This window comes from Archangium violaceum Cb vi76 (genome assembly GCF_000733295.1).
Classification (GTDB): Bacteria; Myxococcota; Myxococcia; order Myxococcales; family Myxococcaceae; genus Archangium; species Archangium violaceum.
Genome location: NZ_JPMI01000277.1, coordinates 51,667 through 73,226 on the forward strand (window position 1 = coordinate 51,667; position 21,560 = coordinate 73,226).

General features: G+C 65.9%; 17 protein-coding genes. 10 read left to right on the forward strand and 7 right to left on the reverse strand.

From position 1 onward, the window contains the following. Positions 1–80: 80 nt before the first annotated feature. The 6 genes from Q664_RS38350 (at position 81) to Q664_RS38375 (ending at position 9,000) form a co-directional block, all read left to right on the forward strand. Positions 81–1,178 carry a 6-phosphofructokinase gene (locus Q664_RS38350; protein ID WP_043407704.1) on the forward strand — a complete coding sequence of 366 codons (1,098 nt, stop codon included), beginning with the start codon at positions 81–83 and terminating at the stop codon, positions 1,176–1,178. Between the two features lie 246 nt (positions 1,179–1,424). Further along, positions 1,425–3,014 carry an efflux transporter outer membrane subunit gene (locus Q664_RS38355; RefSeq protein ID WP_043407707.1) on the forward strand — a complete coding sequence of 530 codons (1,590 nt, stop codon included), beginning with the start codon at positions 1,425–1,427 and terminating at the stop codon, positions 3,012–3,014. Between the two features lie 10 nt (positions 3,015–3,024). Continuing rightward, on the forward strand, positions 3,025–4,026 hold the full coding sequence (locus Q664_RS38360; protein WP_235217046.1) for an HlyD family secretion protein: 1,002 nt from the start codon (positions 3,025–3,027) through the stop codon (positions 4,024–4,026). Between the two features lie 36 nt (positions 4,027–4,062). Next, positions 4,063–6,843, forward strand: a complete 2,781-nt coding sequence (gene rbbA / locus Q664_RS38365) for a ribosome-associated ATPase/putative transporter RbbA (RefSeq protein ID WP_043407710.1) — start codon at positions 4,063–4,065, stop codon at positions 6,841–6,843. A gap of 2 nt (positions 6,844–6,845) precedes the next feature. Beyond that, positions 6,846–7,970, forward strand: coding sequence for an ABC transporter permease (locus tag Q664_RS38370; RefSeq protein WP_043407713.1), 1,125 nt, complete (start codon positions 6,846–6,848; stop codon positions 7,968–7,970). A 112-nt stretch (positions 7,971–8,082) separates the two neighbouring features. Continuing rightward, a complete protein-coding gene (locus Q664_RS38375) occupies positions 8,083–9,000 on the forward strand; it encodes a hypothetical protein (protein ID WP_052519184.1) in 918 nt (305 codons plus the stop codon). Positions 9,001–9,061: 61 nt separating this feature from the next. Here Q664_RS38375 and Q664_RS53200 read toward each other — a convergent pair whose 3' ends face one another. Beyond that, positions 9,062–9,994 carry a sensor histidine kinase gene (locus Q664_RS53200; protein ID WP_052519185.1) on the reverse strand — a complete coding sequence of 311 codons (933 nt, stop codon included), beginning with the start codon at positions 9,992–9,994 and terminating at the stop codon, positions 9,062–9,064. A gap of 198 nt (positions 9,995–10,192) precedes the next feature. On the opposite strand from Q664_RS53200, the gene Q664_RS38385 reads away from it, so the two are divergent. The 3 genes from Q664_RS38385 (at position 10,193) to Q664_RS38390 (ending at position 11,768) form a co-directional block, all read left to right on the forward strand. After that, complete coding sequence (locus Q664_RS38385) at positions 10,193–10,990, forward strand: isocitrate lyase/PEP mutase family protein (protein ID WP_043407716.1); 798 nt, start codon at positions 10,193–10,195, stop codon at positions 10,988–10,990. Between the two features lie 283 nt (positions 10,991–11,273). Beyond that, a complete protein-coding gene (locus tag Q664_RS58400; RefSeq protein ID WP_152622584.1) occupies positions 11,274–11,516 on the forward strand; it encodes an MYXO-CTERM sorting domain-containing protein in 243 nt (80 codons plus the stop codon). Between the two features lie 69 nt (positions 11,517–11,585). Then, positions 11,586–11,768: a hypothetical protein gene (locus Q664_RS38390; RefSeq protein WP_043407719.1), complete on the forward strand. Its 183-nt coding sequence runs from the start codon at positions 11,586–11,588 to the stop codon at positions 11,766–11,768. A 76-nt stretch (positions 11,769–11,844) separates the two neighbouring features. Here the strand turns inward: Q664_RS38390 and Q664_RS38395 are convergent, their stop codons facing one another. The 6 genes from Q664_RS38395 to Q664_RS62400 form a co-directional block, all read right to left on the reverse strand. Next, positions 11,845–12,765: a sensor histidine kinase gene (locus tag Q664_RS38395; RefSeq protein ID WP_052519186.1), complete on the reverse strand. Its 921-nt coding sequence runs from the start codon at positions 12,763–12,765 to the stop codon at positions 11,845–11,847. A 128-nt stretch (positions 12,766–12,893) separates the two neighbouring features. Continuing rightward, entirely contained in the window at positions 12,894–13,280 is a 387-nt protein-coding gene (locus Q664_RS38400) for a VOC family protein (RefSeq protein ID WP_043407722.1), read from the reverse strand. 214 nt (positions 13,281–13,494) lie between these two features. After that, positions 13,495–15,771: a membrane dipeptidase gene (locus Q664_RS38405; protein WP_043407725.1), complete on the reverse strand. Its 2,277-nt coding sequence runs from the start codon at positions 15,769–15,771 to the stop codon at positions 13,495–13,497. 136 nt (positions 15,772–15,907) lie between these two features. Next, positions 15,908–17,149, reverse strand: coding sequence for an MFS transporter (locus Q664_RS38410; RefSeq protein ID WP_043407728.1), 1,242 nt, complete (start codon positions 17,147–17,149; stop codon positions 15,908–15,910). Next, positions 17,149–18,339, reverse strand: a complete 1,191-nt coding sequence (locus Q664_RS38415) for a cytochrome P450 (protein ID WP_043407924.1) — start codon at positions 18,337–18,339, stop codon at positions 17,149–17,151. Before Q664_RS38415 ends, Q664_RS38410 begins: the two co-directional genes overlap by 1 nt. 1,184 nt (positions 18,340–19,523) lie before the next feature. Continuing rightward, complete coding sequence (locus tag Q664_RS62400; RefSeq protein ID WP_268811437.1) at positions 19,524–19,649, reverse strand: hypothetical protein; 126 nt, start codon at positions 19,647–19,649, stop codon at positions 19,524–19,526. An 81-nt stretch (positions 19,650–19,730) separates the two neighbouring features. On the opposite strand from Q664_RS62400, the gene Q664_RS53205 reads away from it, so the two are divergent. Next, positions 19,731–21,536 carry a leucine-rich repeat domain-containing protein gene (locus Q664_RS53205; protein ID WP_235217047.1) on the forward strand — a complete coding sequence of 602 codons (1,806 nt, stop codon included), beginning with the start codon at positions 19,731–19,733 and terminating at the stop codon, positions 21,534–21,536. Positions 21,537–21,560 lie beyond the last annotated feature (24 nt).

Sequence of the window (21,560 nt, forward strand, 5' to 3'; positions counted from 1 at the left end):
CGCCGGCAGGCCCTTTCCTTGTTCGAGGTGGGGACGATGGCCAACGTGAACAGCGGCTGACATGAAGGGGAGCCACGGTCATGCTTGACCCCAAGAAGATCAAGCGAATCGCAATCAATACCGGCGGCGGCGACGCGCCGGGTCTCAACGCCGTCATCCGGGCGGCCACCCTGGCGGCGATCGAACGTGGCTGGGAGGTCTACGGCATCCGCCACGGCTACCGCGGCCTCCTCGACACCCGGGAACTCATCCCACTGACCCGCGACACCGTGCGCGGTATCACGCACCTCGGTGGCACCATCCTGGGCACCGCCAACAAGGGCAACCCCTTCGAGTACCCCATCCAGACGCCCGAGGGCGTCCGGCTCACCGACATCTCCGATAAGGTGGTCGAGAACTTTCGTGCGAAGCAACTCGACGCCCTCATCTGCATTGGGGGTGACGGCTCGATGCGCCTCGCGCAGAAGTTCATCCAGAAGGGCATTCCCATCGTCGGGGTGCCGAAGACGATCGACAACGACCTCTCGGGCACGGTGACGACGTTCGGTTTCGACACCGCGGTGAGCACGGCGACCGATGCCATCGACAAGGTGCACTCCACCGCGGAGGCACACGAGCGGGTGATGGTCGTCGAGGTGATGGGCCGGTACGCGGGCTGGATCGCGCTGGCCTCGGGCGTCGCCGGGACCGCCGATGTCATCCTCATGCCGGAGATCCCGTTCGAGCTCGAGAAGGTCTGCGAGAAGGTCATGCAGCGCGAGCGCGCCGGCCGCACCTTCTCCATCGTGGTGGTCGCCGAGGGGGCCACCCCCAAGGGGGGACAGTTGATGGTCCGCGGTCCCAAGGAAGCCGGCCGTGAGGTCCTGCTCGGTGGCATTGGCCAGTACGTCGCCGACGAAATCTCGCGAAGGACGGGCAAGGAGACGCGCAGCCTGGTGCTCGGGCACTTGCAGCGCGGCGGCGGCCCCACGACCTTCGATCGCCTGATCGCCTTGCGCTTCGGCGCCGCGGCGGTGCGCACTCTCGCGGAGGGTCAGGTCGATGTGATGGTCGTGCTCGATCCTCCCACGGTGAGGACCATCCCATTGGCTTCGGCCATCGAACGAATGAGATCCGTGCCGCTCGACAGCGACACCGTTCTCACCGCGCGCGCGTTGGGAATCAACCTGGGCGACTGAGTCCCTGGCTGAACCTCGCGCCGGGCGAGGAGACACGGAAGCCTGCAACGCTTTTGCGTATTTGGAGGTTCAGGACACCTGCCTGGTCAAGCGTGGCGGGTTGTGGACACAACCTCGGGTCGGGAGAAACGGGTTCTTGCTCGCACGCGCGGTTACGGGCAAAGGTCGCCGCGGGGGGAGAAGGCAGACGGCGCCGGGCGTGCTCGTGGACATGCCCACTCTTCTCCCCCACAGGGGGAGTCAGGTATGCGTGGTCATGACGGTGCCAGGCGAGCGAAATCCAGAGGGGGCCCCTCTTTCCTTGGCACGGCGCCACTGCTTTTCGTTGTCGTGGCGCTCGGCGGGTGTACCACCGTGGGTCCCGATTTCACGCGGCCCGAAGTCTCACTGACCGAGAACTGGGGTGCGAAAGGCGATCCGCGGATCGCCACCCAGACGGCCACCGACATTCAGTGGTGGAAGGCTTTCAACGATCCGGCACTCGATCGCCTGGTCGAGCTCGCCAACCAGCAGAATCTACCCTTGCAGGTCGCCGGCCTGAGAATCGTGGAGGCGCGTGCGCGGTTGGGGGTCGCCACGGGCCAGCAGTACCCGCAGGTGCAGGCGGCCTTCGGCAACGTGACGGCGCAGGGAATCAGCAAGAACGCCGCCAATGTGTCCGGTCTCGACACCCATTTCGTCAATTATGAGTTGGGGTTCGATGCGGTCTGGGAGTTGGATTTCTGGGGCAGATACAGACGGGGCGTGGAAGCGGAAAGCGACAACGTGCTCGCGTCGGTCGCTGACTACTACTCCTCACTCGTCTCGCTGACGGCGGAGGTCGCGCGAACCTATACCGTGATTCGGACCTTCGAGGTGCTCATCGGGCAGGCTCGCGAAAACGAAAGAGTCCAGCAAGAGAGCCTGCAGATCGCCGAATCGCGCTTTCGCAACGGCGCGACCTCGGAGCTCGATGTGGCCCAGGCCACCACCCTCCTGGAAAGTACCCGGGCAACCATCCCCCAGCTTCAGGCCGGGCTGCAACAAGCCCGCAATGCCTTGAGCACCCTGCTGGGACAGCCGCCGGGCATGGTCGAGGAGCTGCTCGCGGGACCCCAGGAGATTCCGCAGGCTCCCGCGCTTGTCGCCGTCGGCATGCCCGCGGAGATACTGCGGCGGCGTCCCGATATCCGCGCCGCCGAGTTCTTCGCCGCCGCGCAGTGTGCCCGAGTCGGCGTCGCCAAGGCGGACCTCTATCCGTCGTTTACCCTGTTCGGCACGATCGGGCTTCAAGCAACCAGCGGCGCGGGCACATCCTTCAATCTGGGTGACAGCTTGTTCTACTCCCTGGGTCCTCGGATTCGTTGGCCCTTCTTCAATTACGGACGCATCAAGAACACCGTGCGCGTCGAGGACGCACGCTTCCAGCAATTGCTGGTGGGCTACCGCAATGCCGTGCTCCAGGCGGCTCAGGAGGTGGAGAACGCCCTGGCCGGCTACCTCAACGCGCAGGAGAGCGTGGTCTTCGAGCAACGTGCCGTGAATGCCGCCCAGAAGTCGGTGCAGCTCTCCCTCGTGCAATACCGGGAAGGCGCGGTGGACTACCAGCGCGTGCTCGACGCGCAGCGCTCACTCCTGCAGCAGCAGAACAACCTGGCGCAGGCGCGCTCCTCGGTCGCTACCAGTTTGATAGCCCTCTACAAAGCGTTGGGCGGAGGTTGGGAGTCGCGCCAGGACCAACCCATCGTCACGGAGCCCACGTTGGACGAGATGAAGAAACGGACCAACTGGGGCGAGATGCTCACGCAGCCAAGCGCGCCCGAAACCAAGAAGTCTCCCGAGCCCGCGAAGCACTAGAGGGTCGAACGTGTCCAAGATTTTCTCGAAGAAGGGTGTCAAGTGGATCCTGGTGGTGGCCGTGGTCGCGGTGGCCGCGCTCTTGGGCTTCCGGTATTGGAAGGGGAAGCAATCCGCGTTGCCAGAGGGGATCGCCTCGGGGAACGGCCGGCTGGAGGCGAAGCTCGTCGACGTGGCCGCCAAGGAACCGCTGAGGGTCCTCGAAATCATGGTGGACGAGGGAGCCGTCGTGCAACCCGGACAGGTGCTGGTGCGGCTGGACACCACCACCCTTCAGGCTCAACTGACCGAGGCCAACGAGAGCATCGCGGCCGCCGAGGAAAAACTGGCGTTCTCCGAGGCCTCCATCGTCAAGCAGAAGAGCGAGATCGAGCTCGCCGAGATTGAGCTCGAACGTTCCCGTCGATTGGTCAAGGAAGGCGCTGGCTCGCAGCGGGAGTTCGACGTCCGCAACGCGAAGGTGGAGACGGCCAAGGCCAGCCTCGCGGAAGCCGAAGCGATGCTGCAGACCTCCAAGCAGCAGGTGGAGGTAGCCCGGGCGAACGCGGCGACGATCCAGACGCGCATCGACGACGCGACGCTGAAGTCCCCCGCGCTCGGAAGAGTCCTCTATCGCCTGGCCGAGCCCGGGGAGGTCCTCGCCGCCGGCGGAAAGGCGCTGACGTTGGTGAATCTGGAGGACGTCTATATGGAGATATTCCTCCCTTCGGAACAAGCGGCCCGCGTGGCGATTGGGGCCGAAGGGCGGATCACCCTTGACTACGCTCCCGACCGCTCCATTCCCGGGCACGTCAGTTTCGTGTCCCCGGAGGCCCAGTTCACGCCCAAGCAGGTCGAGACGCGCAGCGAGCGCGAGACGCTGATGTTCCGCGTCAAGATTCAGGTGCCCAAGGAGCTGGCGAGCCAATACATCGAGAGCGTCAAGACAGGCGTTCGAGGTGTTGGCTATGTCAAGACCGACTCCTCCGCGCGCTGGCCTGGCTGGCTCCAGAATGTCGTCGCGTCCCGGTAGTGAGCGCCATCCGTTGAGCAGCCCGGAGACTCATCCATGGTCTCATCCGCGTCTTCCGCCGGAGCGAGCGGCAAACCCGTTGTTTCCGTCAAGGACGTGACCCACCGCTATGGCAAGGTCGTGGCGCTCAACGGAATCTCCCTCGATATCCCCAGCGGCATCATGGCGGGAATCGTGGGCTCCGATGGCGTCGGCAAGTCGACGCTCATGGCGCTGATCGCCGGCTCCAAGGAGATACAGGACGGGAATGTCATGGTCCTCGATGGGGACATGCGGGACGTGCGGCATCGGCGCGCCGTTGGCCCGAGGGTCGCCTACATGCCTCAGGGCCTTGGAAAGAATCTCTATCTCGAGCTGAGCGTCTACGACAACGTCGACTTCATGGCGCGTTTGTTCGGGTTGTCGGCCCAGGAGCGTCAGAGCAAGATCAAGGAGCTGCTCGCCGCCACCGGGCTCGACCCGTTTCCCGATCGCCCGGCCGGCAAACTCTCGGGCGGAATGAAGCAGAAGGTGGGGCTCTGCGGCGCGCTGGTCCACGAGCCGGACCTCCTCATTCTCGACGAGCCCACCACGGGTGTGGATCCGCTCTCCAGGCGCCAGTTCTGGACGCTCATCGACGAGATCCGGGCGGGACGCCCCAGCATGAGCGTCCTCATTTCCACCGCCTACATGGACGAGGCGCAGAACTGGGACTGGATCGTGGCCATGGACGCCGGGCGCGTGCTGGCAACGGGGTCTCCCGCCGAGCTGATGGAGCGGACGGGCACGAAGGATCTGGAGCGATGCTTCATCGCCCTGCTTCCGGAAGAGATGCGGCGGGGGCATACGGAGCTGTCGATTCCGCCCCGGGTCTCTGGCACGTCCGAGCTCGCCATCGAAGCCAATGGCTTGACGATGCGCTTTGGCAATTTCACCGCGGTGGACCATGTCACCCTGGCGATCGAGCGCGGCGAGATCTTCGGCTTCCTCGGCTCCAACGGCTGCGGGAAGTCGACGACCATGAAGATGCTGACCGGGCTCTTGCCGCCCACCGAGGGGAGCGCGAAGCTCTTCGGCAGCTCGGTCGAAGCCGGCAGCATGGAGGTGCGCGAAAACCTCGGGTACATGACGCAGGCCTTCTCTCTCTACGGCGAGCTGAGCGTCAACCAGAACCTCGCCTTGCATGCGCGCCTGTATCACATTGAGCCCGAGAAGGCGAAAGCCCGCATCGATGAGTTGACCGAGAGGTTCGGGCTGCGCGCGCACCTCGATGCGTTGGCCGAGGACCTGCCCATGGGCTTGCGCCAGCGGCTTTCCCTGGCCGTCGCCGTTCTGCACGAGCCCCAGATATTGATCCTGGATGAACCGACCTCGGGCGTCGATCCCGTCGCTCGGGACAGCTTCTGGGAGCTGCTGATCGATCTCTCGCGCAAGCAGGGCGTGACCATCTTCGTGACGACTCACTTCATGAATGAAGGGATGCGCTGCGACCGCATCTCCCTCATGAACGCGGGAAAGGTGCTGGCCTGTGACGCGCCCCAGAAGCTGATCGAAGCACGGAACGCCTCCAGCCTGGAGCAGGCCTTCATCGGCTACATGGAAGATGCGATTGCCGACGCCGCGTCACGCCGCGGAGCTCCCGTCCAGGAAACAGCGGCGGAGAAGGCGGCGCCCCCGCCCACACCGCCGCCGGAGCTGTCCGGCCTCCGGCTGCGGATTGGCCGGATGCTCGCGTATACCCGCAACGAGACGATGCAGATCCTTCGCGATCCCATTCGATTGACGTTTGCCTTCCTGGGGTCGGCGCTGTTGATGCTGGTCTTCGGATTTGGGATCACCACCGATGTCGAGCGCATCCGCTATTCATGGCTCGACCTCGACCAGTCTCCCGATAGCCGGATGTATCTCGAGCAATTCGCCGGGTCCGGCCGGTTCTTTTCCGCGACCCCGCCGGCGTACTCGGACGAGGACGCCTTCAGGCGCCTGCAATCGGATGACATCTCGGTCGTCCTGGAGATCCCGCCCAACTTCGGCAGGGACTTCCGCCGCGGCGTCGGGCCGGAGATCATGGCTCAGGTGGACGGTGCCATGACCTTCCGCGGCGATACGGTCGAGCAGTACGTCCAGGGGGTGCATAACACCGCGCTGAGCGATCCCGCCAGTGGACTGCGGACGGCCACACCCCAGGCAGGCCAGGCGGACATCCAAGAGCGGTACATGTACAACCCGACGTTCCAGAGCATCTACTCCATCGTGCCGAGCGTTCCGGCGCTGCTGCTGCTCTTGATACCGGCGATTCTCATGGCGGTCAGCATCGTGCGTGAGAAGGAGCTGGGCTCGATGATCAATTTCTATGTCACCCCGACCGGGAGGTTCGAGTACCTGCTGGGGAAGCAGCTTCCCTATATCGCGATCGGGATGATCAACTTCCTCATCCTGACCCTCCTGGCGCTGATCGTGTTTCGTGTCCCCATCAAGGGCAGTTTCTTGATGTTGACGCTCTGCACGTTGCTGTACGTCACGGCGACCACGGGCCTCGGGATGATCACGTCGATCTTCACGAGCAGCCAGGTCGCGGCCGTCTTCGTGACGGCCATTCTCACCATCGTGCCGACGATCCAGTTCTCCGGGCTGCTGCAGCCCGTCTCGACGCTCGAGGGAAGCGCCGGCTTCATCGGGTCGATCTGGCCGGCCTCCTACTACATGCACACGAGTGTGGGTGCCTATACCAAGGGCCTCGGTGTTTCCCTCTTGCTAGGAGACATTGCCTTCCTGGCCTGCTGCATTCCAATCTTCTGGGCGATCAGTGTGGCTGGCCTGAGAAAGCAGGAGAAGTAGCTGTGAAAGCACTGCTGAACATCTTCTGGCTGGGGCTGAAGGAAATCCGCAGCTTGACGAGCGATCTCGTGATGGTCGCCTTCGTCATCTATGCGTTCAGCTTCGCGATCTATGTCCAGGCGACGGGAACCTCGAGCGAGGTCAACAACGCATCGATTGCCTTCGTGGACGAGGACGGTTCTGCCTTGTCCAAGGAACTGTTCAACGCCTTCTATCCACCGCGGTTCAAGCTGCCGGAGAATATCTCGGCCGACCAGGTCCAGGGGACGATGGACAAGGGCCAGTACATGTTCGTCGTCGTGATCCCACCCCGCTTCGAGCGTGACCTTCGCGCGGGGCGCAATCCCGCCATCCAGGTGAACATCGACGCGACCGCCATGCAGCAGGCAGGCATCGGCACCGGCTACATCAAGAACATCATCAACGACCGCGTCTCGTCCTTCCTCGCGCGCACGGAAGCCTCGCCCAGCAAGCCGATCAACCTGGTCGTTCGCAAGCTGTTCAACCCGAACGGCGTCTCCTCGTGGTTCAAGAGCGTGGTGGCCATCATCAATCAGATCACGCTCCTGACGGTCGTTCTCACGGGCGCCGCGGTGATCCGCGAACGCGAACATGGAACGCTGGAACACCTGCTCGTGATGCCGCTGAGCGCATTCGAGATCGCGATGGCGAAGGTGTGGGCCAACAGCATCGTGATTCTCGTCGCGACCGGGGCCTCGCTCTTCCTGGTGGTGCGGATGGCGCTGAAGGTGCCGTTCGCCGGGTCGGTCCTCCTGTGGTTCCTTGGGGTGGTCCTCTATCTCTTCTTCGCGACGGCGCTCGGGATCTTCCTGGGTACGGTCTCGCGGTCGATGGCCCAGTTCGCGCTCTTGATCACCCTGGTGATCCTCGTGCTGATGCTTCTGTCGGGCGGGAGCACACCGGTGGAGAGTCAGCCGAAATGGCTGCAGTACCTCACCTACCTCCTGCCCGCGCGGCATTTCGTCAGCTTCTCGCAGGTGATCATCTATCGCGGCGGCGGCCTGAGCGCGGTCTGGAGCCAGTTCCTGATGGTGAGTGCGATAGGTCTCGGGTTCTTCATGTACAGCCTGGCGCTCTTCCGGAAATCCATCGCGGCGGCCAAGTAGGACTCGCTCTGGCACCGGGCCCGCGAGGCGAACAAGGCCCTGGCCACGATGCATCTCGTACTCTGCGTCGGCGCGCGAGCCGCGGCTGGGCTCGGAAGGAGGAGTGACCTGAATGCGTGCCGATCCAGGGAACCCGGCCGTGAAGACGTCGAGCGCCGTCCTCTGGCTCTCGGCGCTGATCGTGGTGTTGGCTTCGGTCTCCGCCGGCCTCGGCCTGTTCTGGCAGGAGGGAAAGGGCCCGCTCACCTTCACGACGCTCCGGGGGCACACCGTGCAGATGTACGGGCGGGGACTGTACCGTCATGACACCCTCTTCATCGGCGCTGGCAACAAGGGGGTCGCCACCGTGGTGCTCGTCCTGGGCGTCCCTCTGCTCATCCTCTCGGCCCTGCTCTACCGCCGAGGCTCGCTGCGAGGGGCATTGCTGCTGTTGGGGACACTCGCCTATTTCCTGTATGTCCATGCCTCGATGGCGCTCGGGACGGCCTACAATCCGCTCTTCCTCTCCTATGTCTCCCTCCTCTCGGCCAGCCTCTTCGCGTTCATGCTGGCCTTCGCATCCATCGACCGTCAGGTCATGCCCTCGCATTTCACGCCCCACCTGCCGCGCCGAGGCCTCGCCTTCTTCATGTTCGCCTGTGGCCTGGTGACCCTCGGTGTCTGGCTCGGGCCGCTGCTGGTCTCGCTGCTCCAGGGCCAGCCTCCCAAGCTGCTCGACAGCTATACGACGATGGTGACCGAGGCCCTGGATCTGGCCATCATCACGCCGGCCACGTTCCTATCGGGCGGCCTGCTCCTCCGGCGTGCTCCCCTGGGCTACCTCATGGCCTGCTCCCTTCTCGGTGTCCTCGTGCTGCTGGGACCCGGGGTCGCCGTGGGGACGGTGAATCAGGTGTTGGCGGGAGTGCCGTTCACCCCCAGAGAGATCGTGGGGCCCATCTCGGGGTTCTCGGCCCTGAGTCTGGCCGCACTCGGATTCCTGGCCGCCATCCTCCGCCACGTCTCGGATGGAGGGGCAGGACCTCGGTGACACCCCACTGAGGGGGCCTGTGAGGTTGTTGGAGAGCACGCTTGCGTCACCATCTCCAGTGCTATTGGCCTGCGCGAAGGCATGCGCGTGGTGCTCGCGGACATCGAGGAGCCCGCGCTGAGGCAGAAGCACCGCACTGAGGTGACCACGCCACCTGCCCCGTTCGCGCATTCGCCGGGAAGCAGGCGCCCGCGGCCAAGGCGCACGCGGAGGCGTCGCGGCACGGACCTCCTCCATCAGGCGGGCGAGCTCCTCCGCACGCCCAGGGGAGGACGCATCCTGGGGGTGGGCTCCTCCGGCGACAGACGCGCACGAGCACCGCTCCAGGCTCGGCATGGGTGCTCACCTTCACCACGCCGCCCTTCTCGGGCAAGGCTTGCGAGGCGTTGACGATGAGGTTCACGAGCACCTGCCCTATCTGCCGGGCCTGGCCCACCAGCGGGGGCAGCTCGCCGAGCTCCACCTGCACGTCGCAGTGGCCCTTGAGCTCGCCCTGCGAGAGCCGGAGCGCCGAGCAGACCTCCGCGTTGAGCTCGAACAGGGCGGGCTTGCCCGGGTCATCGCGAGCGAAGCGCCGCAGGTCCGCCACGATGGCATTGACGCGGCGGATGCCGTCGAGCGTCGCGGGCAGCACTTCCTCCACGTACTCGCGCAACTCCTCCGGGCGCTGGTGCAGCCCCCGCAGATCCCTGGAGAGCGCGTGGACGTTGCTGGTCACGAAGGCCATGGGGTTGTTGATCTCATGCGCCACGCCCGCCGCCAACATGCCCAGGCTGGACAGCTTCTCCTGCGCCACGAGCCGGGCATGCATCCGCTGGAGCTGCCGGTGATTCTCGCGCGAAGCCTCCAATGACGAGAGCAGCAGCTGGCAGCGCTCCTCTCCGATGACGTACAGCAGCCAGGACACGATGCAGAACGGAACCACCGTCGAGAACGTGCAGCCCGCGTGAAACGCCTGCGCGCCAGACACCACGAGGATTTGCCCCATGTTCATTCCGAGCGTCCCCCCACTCGGAAGCGTAGAGCACTCCCAGCGGAAGAGGGTGCTTCAGCGGTAAGAGCGCGAGCGCCTCTGTGAACTGGGAGACGCGGACGGTCCCGCTTCGCGGTGCAGTTCAGGTCCGAAAACAGCCAGCACCGCGCCGCGGCCCGTGCGATAGAAGCGGCCAGTCGAACACCTGGGGAGGAAACAATGACCAAGACCGCCGACTTCCGCCGCCTGCATCAGTCCGGCATCCTGATCCTGGCCAACGCCTGGGATGCCGGGAGCGCGCGCCTCATCGAGAGCCTGGGCGGCAAGGCCGTCGCCACCACCAGCGCCGGAGTCGCCTGGGCCTGGGGCTACAAGGACGGCCACGCCCTGCCGCTCGAGCGCCTGCTGCAGACCGCCAGCGCCCTCACCCGCGCCATCGATGTGCCCCTGACCCTCGACATGGAGCGCGGCTTCGGCAACACGCCGGAGGAAGTGGCCTCCGCCGTGACCTCCGTCGCGCGTCTGGGCGTCGCGGGCCTCAACATCGAGGATGCCGACCTGCCGCCCGAAAACCTCGTCGCCCGCATCAAGGCGATCCGCGCCGCCCTGAAGCGCGAAGGCCTCGACATCTTCATCAATGCCCGCACCGACGTCTATCTGCGTGGGCTTGCTCCCGAGGGCCAGCGCGCCGCCGAATGCATCCGCCGCGCCGGCCTCTATGAGGAGGCGGGCGCCGACGGCATCTTTCCCGCGGGCATGACCGACATGGGGGATATCGCCGCCATGGTGAAGGGCACCCGCCTGCCGGTGAACATCATGGCCCGCCCCACCCTCGCCCCCGCCGCCGAGTTGGAGAAGCTGGGAGTGCGGCGCATCACGGCGGGCAGCACGATCTCCGAGGCCATGTACGCCCATGCGGCGCGGCTCGCGGGCGGTTTCCTGAAGGATGGGCTGTCGGCCCCGGTCACGGCCGAGTCGATGCCCTATCCGCAGGTGAACGGGCTGATGAAGGCCTGAACCCGCTCACTCATGTTCTTCCCGGTCGCCGGCGGGGTGGGGGCCGCCGTCTGGGCGGACGCGGCAAGGCTGAGGAAGAGGGCGAGACTCGCGGCGGCGAGGTGGAGCGGTGTCATCGGGTGATCTCCCAAGGGGCGGGGTCGCGCGAGCGTAACCGTTTCCCAATCACACCCCGCCAGGGAGAGCAGCGAGAACACCAGGAACTTCCGCGTCAACCCATTCGTGGAACGGCGAGTACCTGGACGACTACAAGCTGGCGCTCGCCCAGGGCACGGACACCACGTTGAGCACCGTCTGGGACAGCACCCAGCTGCCCGCGGGCGAGCACACCCTCACGGCGGTCATCACCGATGGCTCGGGCAACACGGCGACCTCCGCGCCGGTGAGCGTCACCACCCAGGCCCAGGGTTGTGGGTGTGGGGCCACGTCCGGAAGTGACGCGGGACTGCTGCTGGGCCTGCTCGTCCTGGCGCGCGCCGTGTCCGGACGCCGCCGGGGCGCGTGGACGGGCCGCGCAGCCCCTTGAGGTACACGCCTGCCCAGGCCGCACCACGCGGCCTGGTCTGGTGCGAAGAGGTAGGCGGGCTGCCGACAGGTGCCTCAACCCTGGCACACCTCTCAGCAGCTCTCCCCTCCCTCTCTGATCCAGCACTCGTCGGCGAAGACGACCAAGGACACGATCGGAACCGAAACGGTGGGCAAGCAGGACATCTGTGAGTTCAAGCTGGGCATGCACATGCGGATCTCCACGAGCCAGTACCCGGCTATCTCCTGGTAGGCGCGGCCGCATCTCCCGGGGAGGGCCCCGCTCAGTGGGTCATGGCAGGCTCTCGCCTACCAACGAGGAGGCGCGATCATCCCCCTGAGGGCCCACTCAGGGGGAGCTCGACGATGAAGGTCGAGCCCAGACCCGGTTCGCTGTGAACGGCGATGGAGCCCCCCAGGTTGTCGACGATCTGCCGGCTGATCCAGAGCCCGAGGCCGAAGCCCCCGTAATGCTGGATCGACACCGCCCGCTCGAACCTCTGGAAGATGCGCTCCTGGTCCTGCGCCGAGATGCCGATGCCATGGTCCCGGACGACGAGACGCGCGCTTCTCCCCAACCGCTGCAGGTCCACCTCGACGGGCCTGCCCGGTCCGTACTTGATGGCATTGGAGAGCAGATTGCTGACGACCTGATCCACGCGGAGCCGGTCCCACCTGCCAATGACGCCCGTGTCCGTCCTCAGGTGCAGGGAGCATCCCGCCCGATCGAGCTCCTCCTTGAACTGTCCCAGCACGTCCTGGAGGACCTCTCCGAGGTCCACCTCCTCAAGATGGAAGTCGAGCCGGTTCGCCGTAATACGGGACACATCCAGCAGGCTGTTCACGAGCTTCGCCAGCCGATCGATCTGCCCGTGGATCCGCACGAGCTTGCGGCTCCCCTCCCCCTCCGTCTTCACGGCAGCCACTTCCGTGCGGTGTTCCAGGGCGCGCAGGTTCAGCTTCACCGAGGTCAAGGGGGTCTTGAGCTCGTGAGAGGCAATGGACAGGAACTCGTCCCGGGCCGCGACGGCCTCCTTGAGCTCCAGCAGAAGCCGCTCCCGCTCCTCCTCCGCCCTCCGCTTGTCCGTCACGTCACGCGTCACCTTGGCGAAGCCGCGCAGCCTTCCGTCCGAGTCCCGCAGGGCCGTGGTGATGACATGCGCCCAGTAGCGGCTCCCATCCTTCCGGACGCGCTCGCACTCGGACTCGTGCCGGCCGTGGAGGCTCGCCGTCGAGAGCTCCGCGTCCACGCTTCCCGCCCGCCGGGCCTCTTCCGCTTGAGCGACCTGGAGAATTTCAGCTCAAACGACCCCCATGGCGGACGGCCGTCCCCACCCGTTGGAATGCTGGTGCAGGGGGCAAGCGAGCCGCTGCTCCCTTAGCGCTTCGGCTTCGGGACGTGCTGATCGATCAGGATGGGGTTTCCATCGGGGTCGATGAGCATGAGGCTCGCGGGGCCCGTGGAGGACTCGTCGGCGGCGGAGACGAGGGAGATGCCGCGGGCCTGGAGGGTCCGCTGGAGCTCGCGGACGTCTTCGAATTCGGCGAGTGAATTGGCGTTGCGGTCCCAGCCGGGGTTGAAGGTCAGGATGTTCTTGTCGAACATGCCTTGGAAGAGGCCGATGGTGCTGGTCTCGTTCTGCATGATGAGCCAGTTCTGGGCCTGGTCACCGCCGATGGCACGAAAGCCGAGCTTCTCGTAGAACGCACGCGAGACGGCGATGTCCTTGACGGCGAGGCTGACGGAAAAGTTGCCGAGGTTCATGGGTGAGGATCCTGTGGGTGGAGCGATGGCGGATGGGCGAGAAGGCGCCGCCGCACAGCCGCTCAGGGTGAGGACAACCAGTACGCTGCCGAGGATGCGAAGCATGGGGTGCTCCAAGGCGGCCGGGTGCGGCCGCCCCCGGCAAGGTATCTGATCTCAGCGGGCCAGGCAGCGGGGCCTCGGTGTGGATGAGGCCCCGCTGCATTCCACCCGCTCAGGGCACGGTGGCTCCAATGGCCTCGGCGCGCTCCCAGACCTGGAGGTAGCCCTCGGCCGAGTTCATCAGCGGATCCAGATCCTGGCTGCGCAGACCCTGGCGGCGGAGATCCGAGATGAAGTCCGGCATCATGCCCGCGTGGGCCACGCCATCCTCGTTGATGTCGAACACCTTGTTGCCCACCACGCTGCGCTCCAGCTTCGTGACGCTGTTCTCCACGGCGACACTCAGCGGGTAGCTCGTGCGGGCCACCTGCGGGGCGGTGCTGCCGCCGTGGCACGCCTCGGCGCCAAAGCGGGGGCTCGGCAGGCCCGCGAAGCCGTTGAAGTCCGAGCCGAAGCCCACCGGCATCCCGTTCAACTGCTTCGTCAGATAGAGGTACGCCTGGGCCCAGCTCTGCGAGGTGCTGCCGCACTGGTGATCCACCACCGGCTGACCCGCACCACGCCAGGTGGGAATCTCTTCGCGATTGCCCTGGTCCAGGATGAGCGACACCATGCCGCCCACGTTGCGGATGCGCTGGAGCTGCTCCGCCTTGAGGCTGCCCTCGTGGCGCTTGTTGCCGCGGGCCGTATCGAACAGCGTGGTGTGGCCGCTCACCACCGGGTAGCCGTAGGGCTCCACCATCCCCATCGTGTCATCGAAGGCCAGCTTCGACATGTGATCGATGTCGATCAGCATCTTGCGGCGCATCATTCCGCGCACCAGCGTGCGGCCCAGCGTCGTGAGCCCCTGCGCGCCGCAGATGGGATCCCTGGCGACGTCCCGCTTGTAGACATAGCCCTCCGCCTTGCAGTCGCGAGAGTCTCCCTCGGTCGTGATGCTGGTGAGCGCCGAGCCCGCGAAGGCGTTCTGCTTGAAGTGGACGGGGAAGAGATGGCGCAGGCCCATGGCCTGGTAATGGTTCAGCCGCTCCTCCACATACGCGCTCGTGCACGAGCTGTCGCGGCGGCAGTCGAAGAGGTAATCCACCTCGGCGCCCAGCACCACCGCCAGCTTGCCCTGGGCGATGACGGCACGGGCCTCCGCGGGAGTCTTCACGATGCGGAACCAGCCGCGCCCCGCGCCGCCCGCCTTGTTGTCGAGGTAGCTCTGCATGGCGTAGGCCTCGGCGATCTGGAGATCCACCGCCTCCATGTCCTCTCCCGTGCGGCCCGGCGCCTTGGTGGCGTAGATGGGGAAGCCGAAGATGTCCTGGTTGTTGACGGCCAGCATCACGAGCAGCCGCAGGCCGCCCTGCACGGAGCGGTAGAGCCAATCCTCATACATGGACTGGTGCGTGTAGCTGTTCCAGCGGGGCCAGCCGTCAAACTGCGGATAGCCGCCCACCTTATGGCCCGCACCGCCCGTGCCGTAACCGAGCATCGCCATGATGCTGCCGAAGGAGTCCCGAGTGCCTCCCGGCCCATGGACGGTGTCACACCACGGCAGGGTGGAGCTGAGGGGACCGTAGGCCTTGCCATAGAAGGCCAGGCCGCCGAACCCGAGATTGGCGAACGGGTGCGCATGGAGATCCGCGTAGCCCTTCGCGGGCGCCTTGCAGGTGCAGGTGACGCCGGTGTCGCCTTGATCGGCGGCGACGTCGGTGCAGGCCAGGCAGCTGCCCGCATGAGGGCCGCTGGTGACGAGCCCCCTCACACACGCACCGCGCTGGCCCCAGTTGGCGTCACGGTTGGCGCAGAAGGCCTCACAGCTCACCGAGCCGTTGTTCCCGGGCTTGGTGAAGGTGCCCGCCGGGAGGGCGGAGTTGCACTCCGTCACCGGGTTGCAGGTGGTGTCATTCACCTCGAACTCGCCCCACATGCCGGAGGTGCCCTTGTTCACGCAGCGGGTCGGGCGCAGGAAGGTGTAGCCAGCCACGGTGGCGCCGGTGGCCTGGCACGCGCTCTCCCAGGAGGTATTGGGCGGGATGTTCAGCAACTGCGCCGAGTGCTGGCGCCGGCCCGAGTCCGTGCACCGATCCTGCTTGAAGGTGCTCCAGGTGGGATTGCACGAGGTGTCGGGCACGTCGAACTGGCCCCACATGTTGGTGCTGGTCCGCACGCAGCGATTCGGCCGTGCGTACCAGCGCCCATCAATGGTGGCGCCCGTATTCGCGCAGGCGGTCTCCCACGAGGTTCCCGAGGGGATGCCCCAGAGGACAGAGGACTTCTGACGCTGGCCGAGGCCCGTGCAGGCGTCCGACTGGAAGGTGCCCCAATAAGGAGCGGCGAGCGCGGGTGCGGCGAAACACAGCACCCACCCCATCGAGGCAAAGCGAAGCATTTTCATCATGGCGTGGTGACTCCAGCGGTGTCTGGGTCTGGGAGACCGTCCACTCTCCCATGCCATTGCTCCGCATATCCAGAGGCAACACACCTTTCCCGCCCAAACCAAAGCGACGCTCACCCAGCCTCTCGTGGCCGGTGCGTCAGTCTGACAGCACCGAAGGCGGGGCCGAATCCGGGCCAGTGCCGGCCTCGCCGGCGCCCCGCGGGACGAAGAGCACCGCCACGAAGGCCAGCGCCGTGTATCCCGTCATCATCCAGAAGAGCGGACGATATCCCCCGAAGAGGTCGAAGAGGCCGCCATTGAGCGGATCGCCCATGGCCCCACTGAGCGCCATGCACAGCAGGAACAGCGCGGCGAGGACGCCCCGGCGCTGACGCGGAATCGGCTCGACGAACAGCGGATACGCATTCACGGTCGGGAGCGTCCAGCAGGCCGACGCGAGCGCGAGCAGCGGCACGGCCTGTGAGGCCTGGGTGACGCGGTCGAGCGCGAGCAGGCAGACAGCCATCAGCCCAAATCCAACCAACATCGCATTGCGCCGGCCAATGCGCACACCGATGACGCCAGCGGGCAAGGCGCCAATCACCCCGCCCACCGCCCAGGCGATGAAGCCGAGGGACACGTCTTCTGGCCGGACACCAAAACGCTCGGTGCCGTGAAGCGCATACCAGGTGGTGAATGTCTGGAAGGTCAGTTGGAGCAGGAGCGACGCGACGAAGATGGCTCGCATGCCCGGCACCACCCCCCGCGCGGCGGACATCGCGGCCTCGAGGAGCGAGCGGAACGTGGCCTCGGCAGCGGAGGACTCCGACACCGCCGGCTCGCGCAGCCCGAGGGCGAAGGCCCCGGCGATGGCCAGCACGGCGCCCGCCGCGATCAGGAAGGCGAGCCGCATCCCGAGCATCCGGCCGAGCATCAGGAAGACAATGGCTCCCACGCACATCTGGAACGTGACGGAGCCGTTCGCGAGCGAGCGGAAGCGCGACGGCACGAGATCGACCATGAGCGCCTGAAAGGGCGAGCGCTGGAGGTTGATGCCGGAGTACAGCACGACGATCGCGCCCACCAGGCCGACGAGGCCGAACCTCGCCGAGAAAGGGAACAGCGCCATGCCCACCGAAGCCAGCACGAGCCCGGAGAGCACGAGGGGCAGACGGCCCCGACCGCGGGCGCTGGCACGGTCCGAGGCCGCACCGGCCCACGGCACCAGCAGGAGCAGCAGCACGTTGTCGATGGCCATGACGGCCCCGATGGCGGTGCGCTGCTCGCCGAGCGCGTCTCGCACCAGGAGCGGGACGAACGCACTGAGGAGCGGACCGGTGACGCCCGCGAAGAGCCCGCCCAGGCCCACGAGCAACAACGAGGTATAGGGCGTGCGCATCACGCCGGGATGAATCGGAGCGGTAGTGCGTGCGGCCCCCGCACCGTGATGGCCTGGCTCCAGGTCAGACTCGCGGAGGTCCGCTCGAAGCCGCTGAAGCGCGAGAGCAGTGCTTCCAGGCCGCAGCGGGCCTCCATCCTGGCCAGCTGCGCGCCGATGCAGAAGTGGGCGCCATACCCGAAGGACAGACCGGGCTGCCCGCGGTGGAGGTCGAAGCGATCGGGCTCGGTGAAATGGCGCTCGTCCCGGTTGGCCGAGGCGATGATGGCGAGCACCACATCCCCCTTGGGAATCTTCACTCCGGAAATCGTCACGTCGGACATGGCGATGCGCGGCACGGATTGGACGGGAGAGTCGTAGCGCAGCATCTCCTCGATGAACCTGGGCACCAACGTGGGCTCCGCGCGCAGCCGTGCCAACTCGTCAGGGCGCTCGGCCAGGAAGAGCAGCGAGTTGGCCAGCAGGTGCACCGTCGTCTCCAGGCCCGCGACGAGCAGCAGCACCAGGAAGTCGACGATCTCCCGGTCCGTCAGGTGCTGTCCCTCCACCTCCGCGCGCATCAGGTCGCTGACCAGATCATCCGAGGGCGAGCGGCGGCGTGCCTCGATGACCTCGGTGGTGTAGCGCGTGAGGTCCGCGATCGAGGCGAGCGTGCGCTGGGCGTGCTCGGGGCCCTGGGGCTCGGGGGTGACGCCAACGAAGTCGTCCGACCACGCCTTGAACCGATGGTGGAGCGAGGCGTCCAGCCCGAGCAGTTCGCCGATGACGAACGCCGGCAGCGGCATGGCGAACATGGAGACGAAGTCCGCCTCGCCCTTCTGGGCCAGCTCGTCCACGAGCCGGTGGGCGACCTTCCGGATGGGCGCCTCCAGCCGGGTCGTGGCGCTGGCGTTGAAGGCCCGGCTCACCAGCGTCCGCAGCCGGGAGTGATTCGTCCCGTCCAGGGCGAGCATCGAGTTGGCGAGAGGGTTGTATCCCACCCACGCGGGCTGCCACGCCGCCTTGAACCCCTCGGAGGAGAAGAGCTGGGGATTCTTGATGACAAAGGCCACGTCGTCATACCGGGAGATGGCCCAGAACCCAGCGGGATCCACCTGGACGACAGGGGTATTGCGGCGCAGCGCCGCGTAGTGGGGATGGGGATTGGCCTGGATTTCTGGCGCCAGGATGTTCACGCGTTGAGTGGTCACGAGGGTCTCCAGACAGCACTCCATAGTCATTGCTCCCAGGAGCAAAGGGAGTCACCGGAGGGTATCGCCAACGACTGGAGATTGCCTCTGGAGACGGCCACTCCCCCTCCCTACACGGGCCCCTCCGCTCCAGCCTCGGTTTCAGAAAAAGAAAGAAAATGGATGTGACCACGCACCTCGTGGGCAAGCTGTCCGGGCAGGCAGACTTCATGAATGGTGAACCCTGAACCCTCCGCACCGACAAGCCCTACCTTCACAGGGATTCGGATGTGAAGACCCAAGGCTCGCATCGTTTTGACCCTCAACGACACTCAGGAGAAGTCATGTCCGCAAGGTTGCTGCTTTGTGCCGCGTTGGTGGCGTTCGCTCATACGAGCGCACAGGCCGGAGAGCCCGCGTATCCCGGTGAAACGGAGTTCACGTTCCAAGGAGAGCACTGGCCCTACCAGCCTCCGCTGACCACGCTCTGCCCGGCCAACGGTCCGTGTGTCACGAGCATCATGCATGCTTTCGAGCGTAGCGCCGTGTCAACGCAGTACCAGTTGCATCGGAACGGCGGCGTGGTCCGCGGCAGCATCCATGCGCAAGACCCTCTTGGAACGGCGCGATTCCACGTGATGGAGTTCGAGTTGCACACGAACGACTTCTTCACGAGGAATCCGGCCGCGCACATCACCATCGCGCCCAGGACGTTCCTGCCCTATGAATTGCCGGACGGGTCTTCCTACAACAACTATCCGTACTTCAATGATTGGGACGACACACCGGGCCTCAAGCGCCCGGCGGCCTATGGCACGGGGCTCATCATCGGCAGTGTGCCCTGCGCCCAGAACACCGCGGTTCCGAGCGGCTATCTCCCGGGGCCCTCTACGCCATCAAGGTGGCGGTCAAGCAAGACCTCTGTGGCCCCACGGGCACGCAGCAGTGCCGGTGGGTCGGCTACAGCATCACCAAGGTTTCTCCCGCCTGGGGGGTGCCCACGCCCGTGATCGGCGGCGGTGAGGACGTGTTCCGCGACAACTCGGCGCCGACCGGCGGTGCCGTCTGGGGTCCCTCGTCGCCGCGCGGCTGGAGCGCACTGCGCTACGTCGACCGGTCCGACTGGATTCTCTCCCACATCTTCACGACCCCCAGGTCAGCGGCGGAGCGCCGCGGGTGTCCAGGAAGGCTTCAGCGGACCCGGTCTACTTCTTCATCCACGCCGCGAAGCGCTGGTCGAGGAGCGGCGCCGCCTTGTCGACGGCGTCCCAGGTGTCATCATCGAGCTTCGGCTCGTGAGGCAGTAAAGACCCGAGACCAACCGGTTTCATTGCGCGACGTCATCGCTTTGACGTAGTTCCCCCGGCCTCATGAGTGCACCCCTGCTCCCGACGATCCCCCATCGCCCTCAGTTGCGGATCCTTGGCCTCGAGGGGGCGGTTCTCAAGTTCTGGTCATACGAGCAACGCGGCGCGAGCCTCGACCTGCATCACGGGGTGGTGGGCACGGCGGGCAAGCGCGAGTCCAAGGCCTTTCCCTCGGAGGAGGCAGCGGCGACCTTCGCCCGGAAGACTGTCGCGGCCAGGGTGGACAAGGGCTATTACTCCAGCGAGCTCACCTTCGAGACCTTCACCTGGTCGCAGGTGAAGGACGAGGTGAAGGTCCCCAGCAACTCCGAGGGCGAGAGCGATCGCGTCCTGGTGCTCACCGGGGATGTCGTCATGCCCCACAATCTGTGGCTCGACTACCGCAGCGGCATCCTCGCCCTGGCCAACGAGAACGAGCCTCCCTTCGCCGGGCTCATCGTCCGTGGCAACCTGACCATCGAGGGCTGCCTCCTCAATTTCGAGGACGACTTCGGGCCATTCCTGCAGGTCCATGGCGATCTCATCGCGCGGGGAATCGCGGTTGGCGGCGCACGGATCCGGGTCAACGGGAACGTCACGACTGGGGACATGGTCGGCGTCTACAACCACGGCAGCTTCGTGGCCGGCGGCAACCTCGTGGCCCGCACCATCGCCGCCGAGCACTCCATCACGGCGGAGGGCCGGCTCGACGCGCACCGGTACCTCGGATGGGGCGCGAAGGTCTTCGCCGTCTCGGGCGGCGCCGAGGACAGGCAAGACCCCTACGAGGCGAAGGGCGTATTCGTTCCGGCGGTGGTGAAGGACGATCATGTCGATCTCGGCAAGGCTCGAGAACTCCTGGCGGCCGGCAAGCCCATCTCCCAACCCGAGTTCATCAGCGTCCGGAGCGCATTCCGGAAGCTCATCGCCAAGAAGCTCGAGGACCCCGACAAGGTGAAGAGCCTGTCGCTGGCAGGTAAGGCCCTCACGTCATTGCCGGAAGAGCTCTTCCTCTTCCGGCGCCTCGAGAAGCTCGACCTCACGCGCAACAAGCTCCGGACATTGCCCGAGGAACTCGGACTCCTCACGGAGCTTCGCGAGCTCCGTCTCCAAGGTAATGGCCTGCAGACGCTGCCCGAGTCCATCGGCGAGCTGACGAAGCTCCGCTACCTGGACCTCGAGGCCAACTGCGTCTGGCGTCTCCCGGAGTCCCTCGCCCGGTGCGTCGAGCTGCGCACGGTGGAGCTCACCAACAACCCGTACTCCTATGTCCGGGCCTCCTTCGGCGGCTGGCAGAAGGTCGAGTTGATGTGGGACTTCCCCGAGGTGCTCACGCGTCTGCCGAAGCTCGAGGAGCTGACCTTCCGTGGGACGTTACTGCGCACGCTGCCGGCGCGGCGCTTCGACAGCACCTCGCTGCGAAAACTCACCGTCCAGCGCTCCCTCGTGACGCAGGTCGACCCGGAGCTCCACACGCAGATGAGCGTGGCCGTGGAGGACAGCGCTCAGTGGGCTGTCGACCACATCGGCTTCTGGTTCAGTACCGACGAGATTCATCTCGAGGACTTCTACGACTTCAAGGCGCGGCGCTACGATTTCACGGAGGTCATCGCGCTCCTGGGACTGCTCCTCCGCATCAACATCCCCACGGCGGCGCCGTACGATGAGGCGCTGACGAAGTTCGAGAAGCAGAGCGAGCAACTCGCCAGGCGTCTCAACAGGGACAATCCGAACAGCCATCATGCGAGCGCACTCTTTGGCGCGCTGCACGCCGCGCTGGACACGCTGGGCGAGCCCCATCCCGGCAACGCGCTCATCGCCGGCCTGCGGACGATCTTCTCGGCCCATGCCTCCGTTGCTCGAGGCGGATGAACATAGGGCCGTACGCCCCAGGAA

Bases quoted from the DNA above. Each gene is read 5' to 3' on its own strand.
- Q664_RS38400 (WP_043407722.1), bottom strand. From the start codon at position 13,280: ATGAACCTCGGCAACTTTTCCGTCAGCCTCGCCGTCAAGGACATCGCC.
- Q664_RS53200 (WP_052519185.1), bottom strand. From the start codon at position 9,994: ATGAACATGGGGCAAATCCTCGTGGTGTCTGGCGCGCAGGCGTTTCAC.
- Q664_RS38350 (WP_043407704.1), top strand. From the start codon at position 81: ATGCTTGACCCCAAGAAGATCAAGCGAATCGCAATCAATACCGGCGGC.
- Q664_RS38385 (WP_043407716.1), top strand. From the start codon at position 10,193: ATGACCAAGACCGCCGACTTCCGCCGCCTGCATCAGTCCGGCATCCTG.
- Q664_RS38405 (WP_043407725.1), bottom strand. From the start codon at position 15,771: ATGATGAAAATGCTTCGCTTTGCCTCGATGGGGTGGGTGCTGTGTTTC.
- Q664_RS38410 (WP_043407728.1), bottom strand. From the start codon at position 17,149: ATGCGCACGCCCTATACCTCGTTGTTGCTCGTGGGCCTGGGCGGGCTC.
- rbbA (WP_043407710.1), top strand. From the start codon at position 4,063: ATGGTCTCATCCGCGTCTTCCGCCGGAGCGAGCGGCAAACCCGTTGTT.
- Q664_RS38375 (WP_052519184.1), top strand. From the start codon at position 8,083: ATGCGTGCCGATCCAGGGAACCCGGCCGTGAAGACGTCGAGCGCCGTC.
- Q664_RS38355 (WP_043407707.1), top strand. From the start codon at position 1,425: ATGCGTGGTCATGACGGTGCCAGGCGAGCGAAATCCAGAGGGGGCCCC.
- Q664_RS62400 (WP_268811437.1), bottom strand. From the start codon at position 19,649: ATGAAACCGGTTGGTCTCGGGTCTTTACTGCCTCACGAGCCGAAGCTC.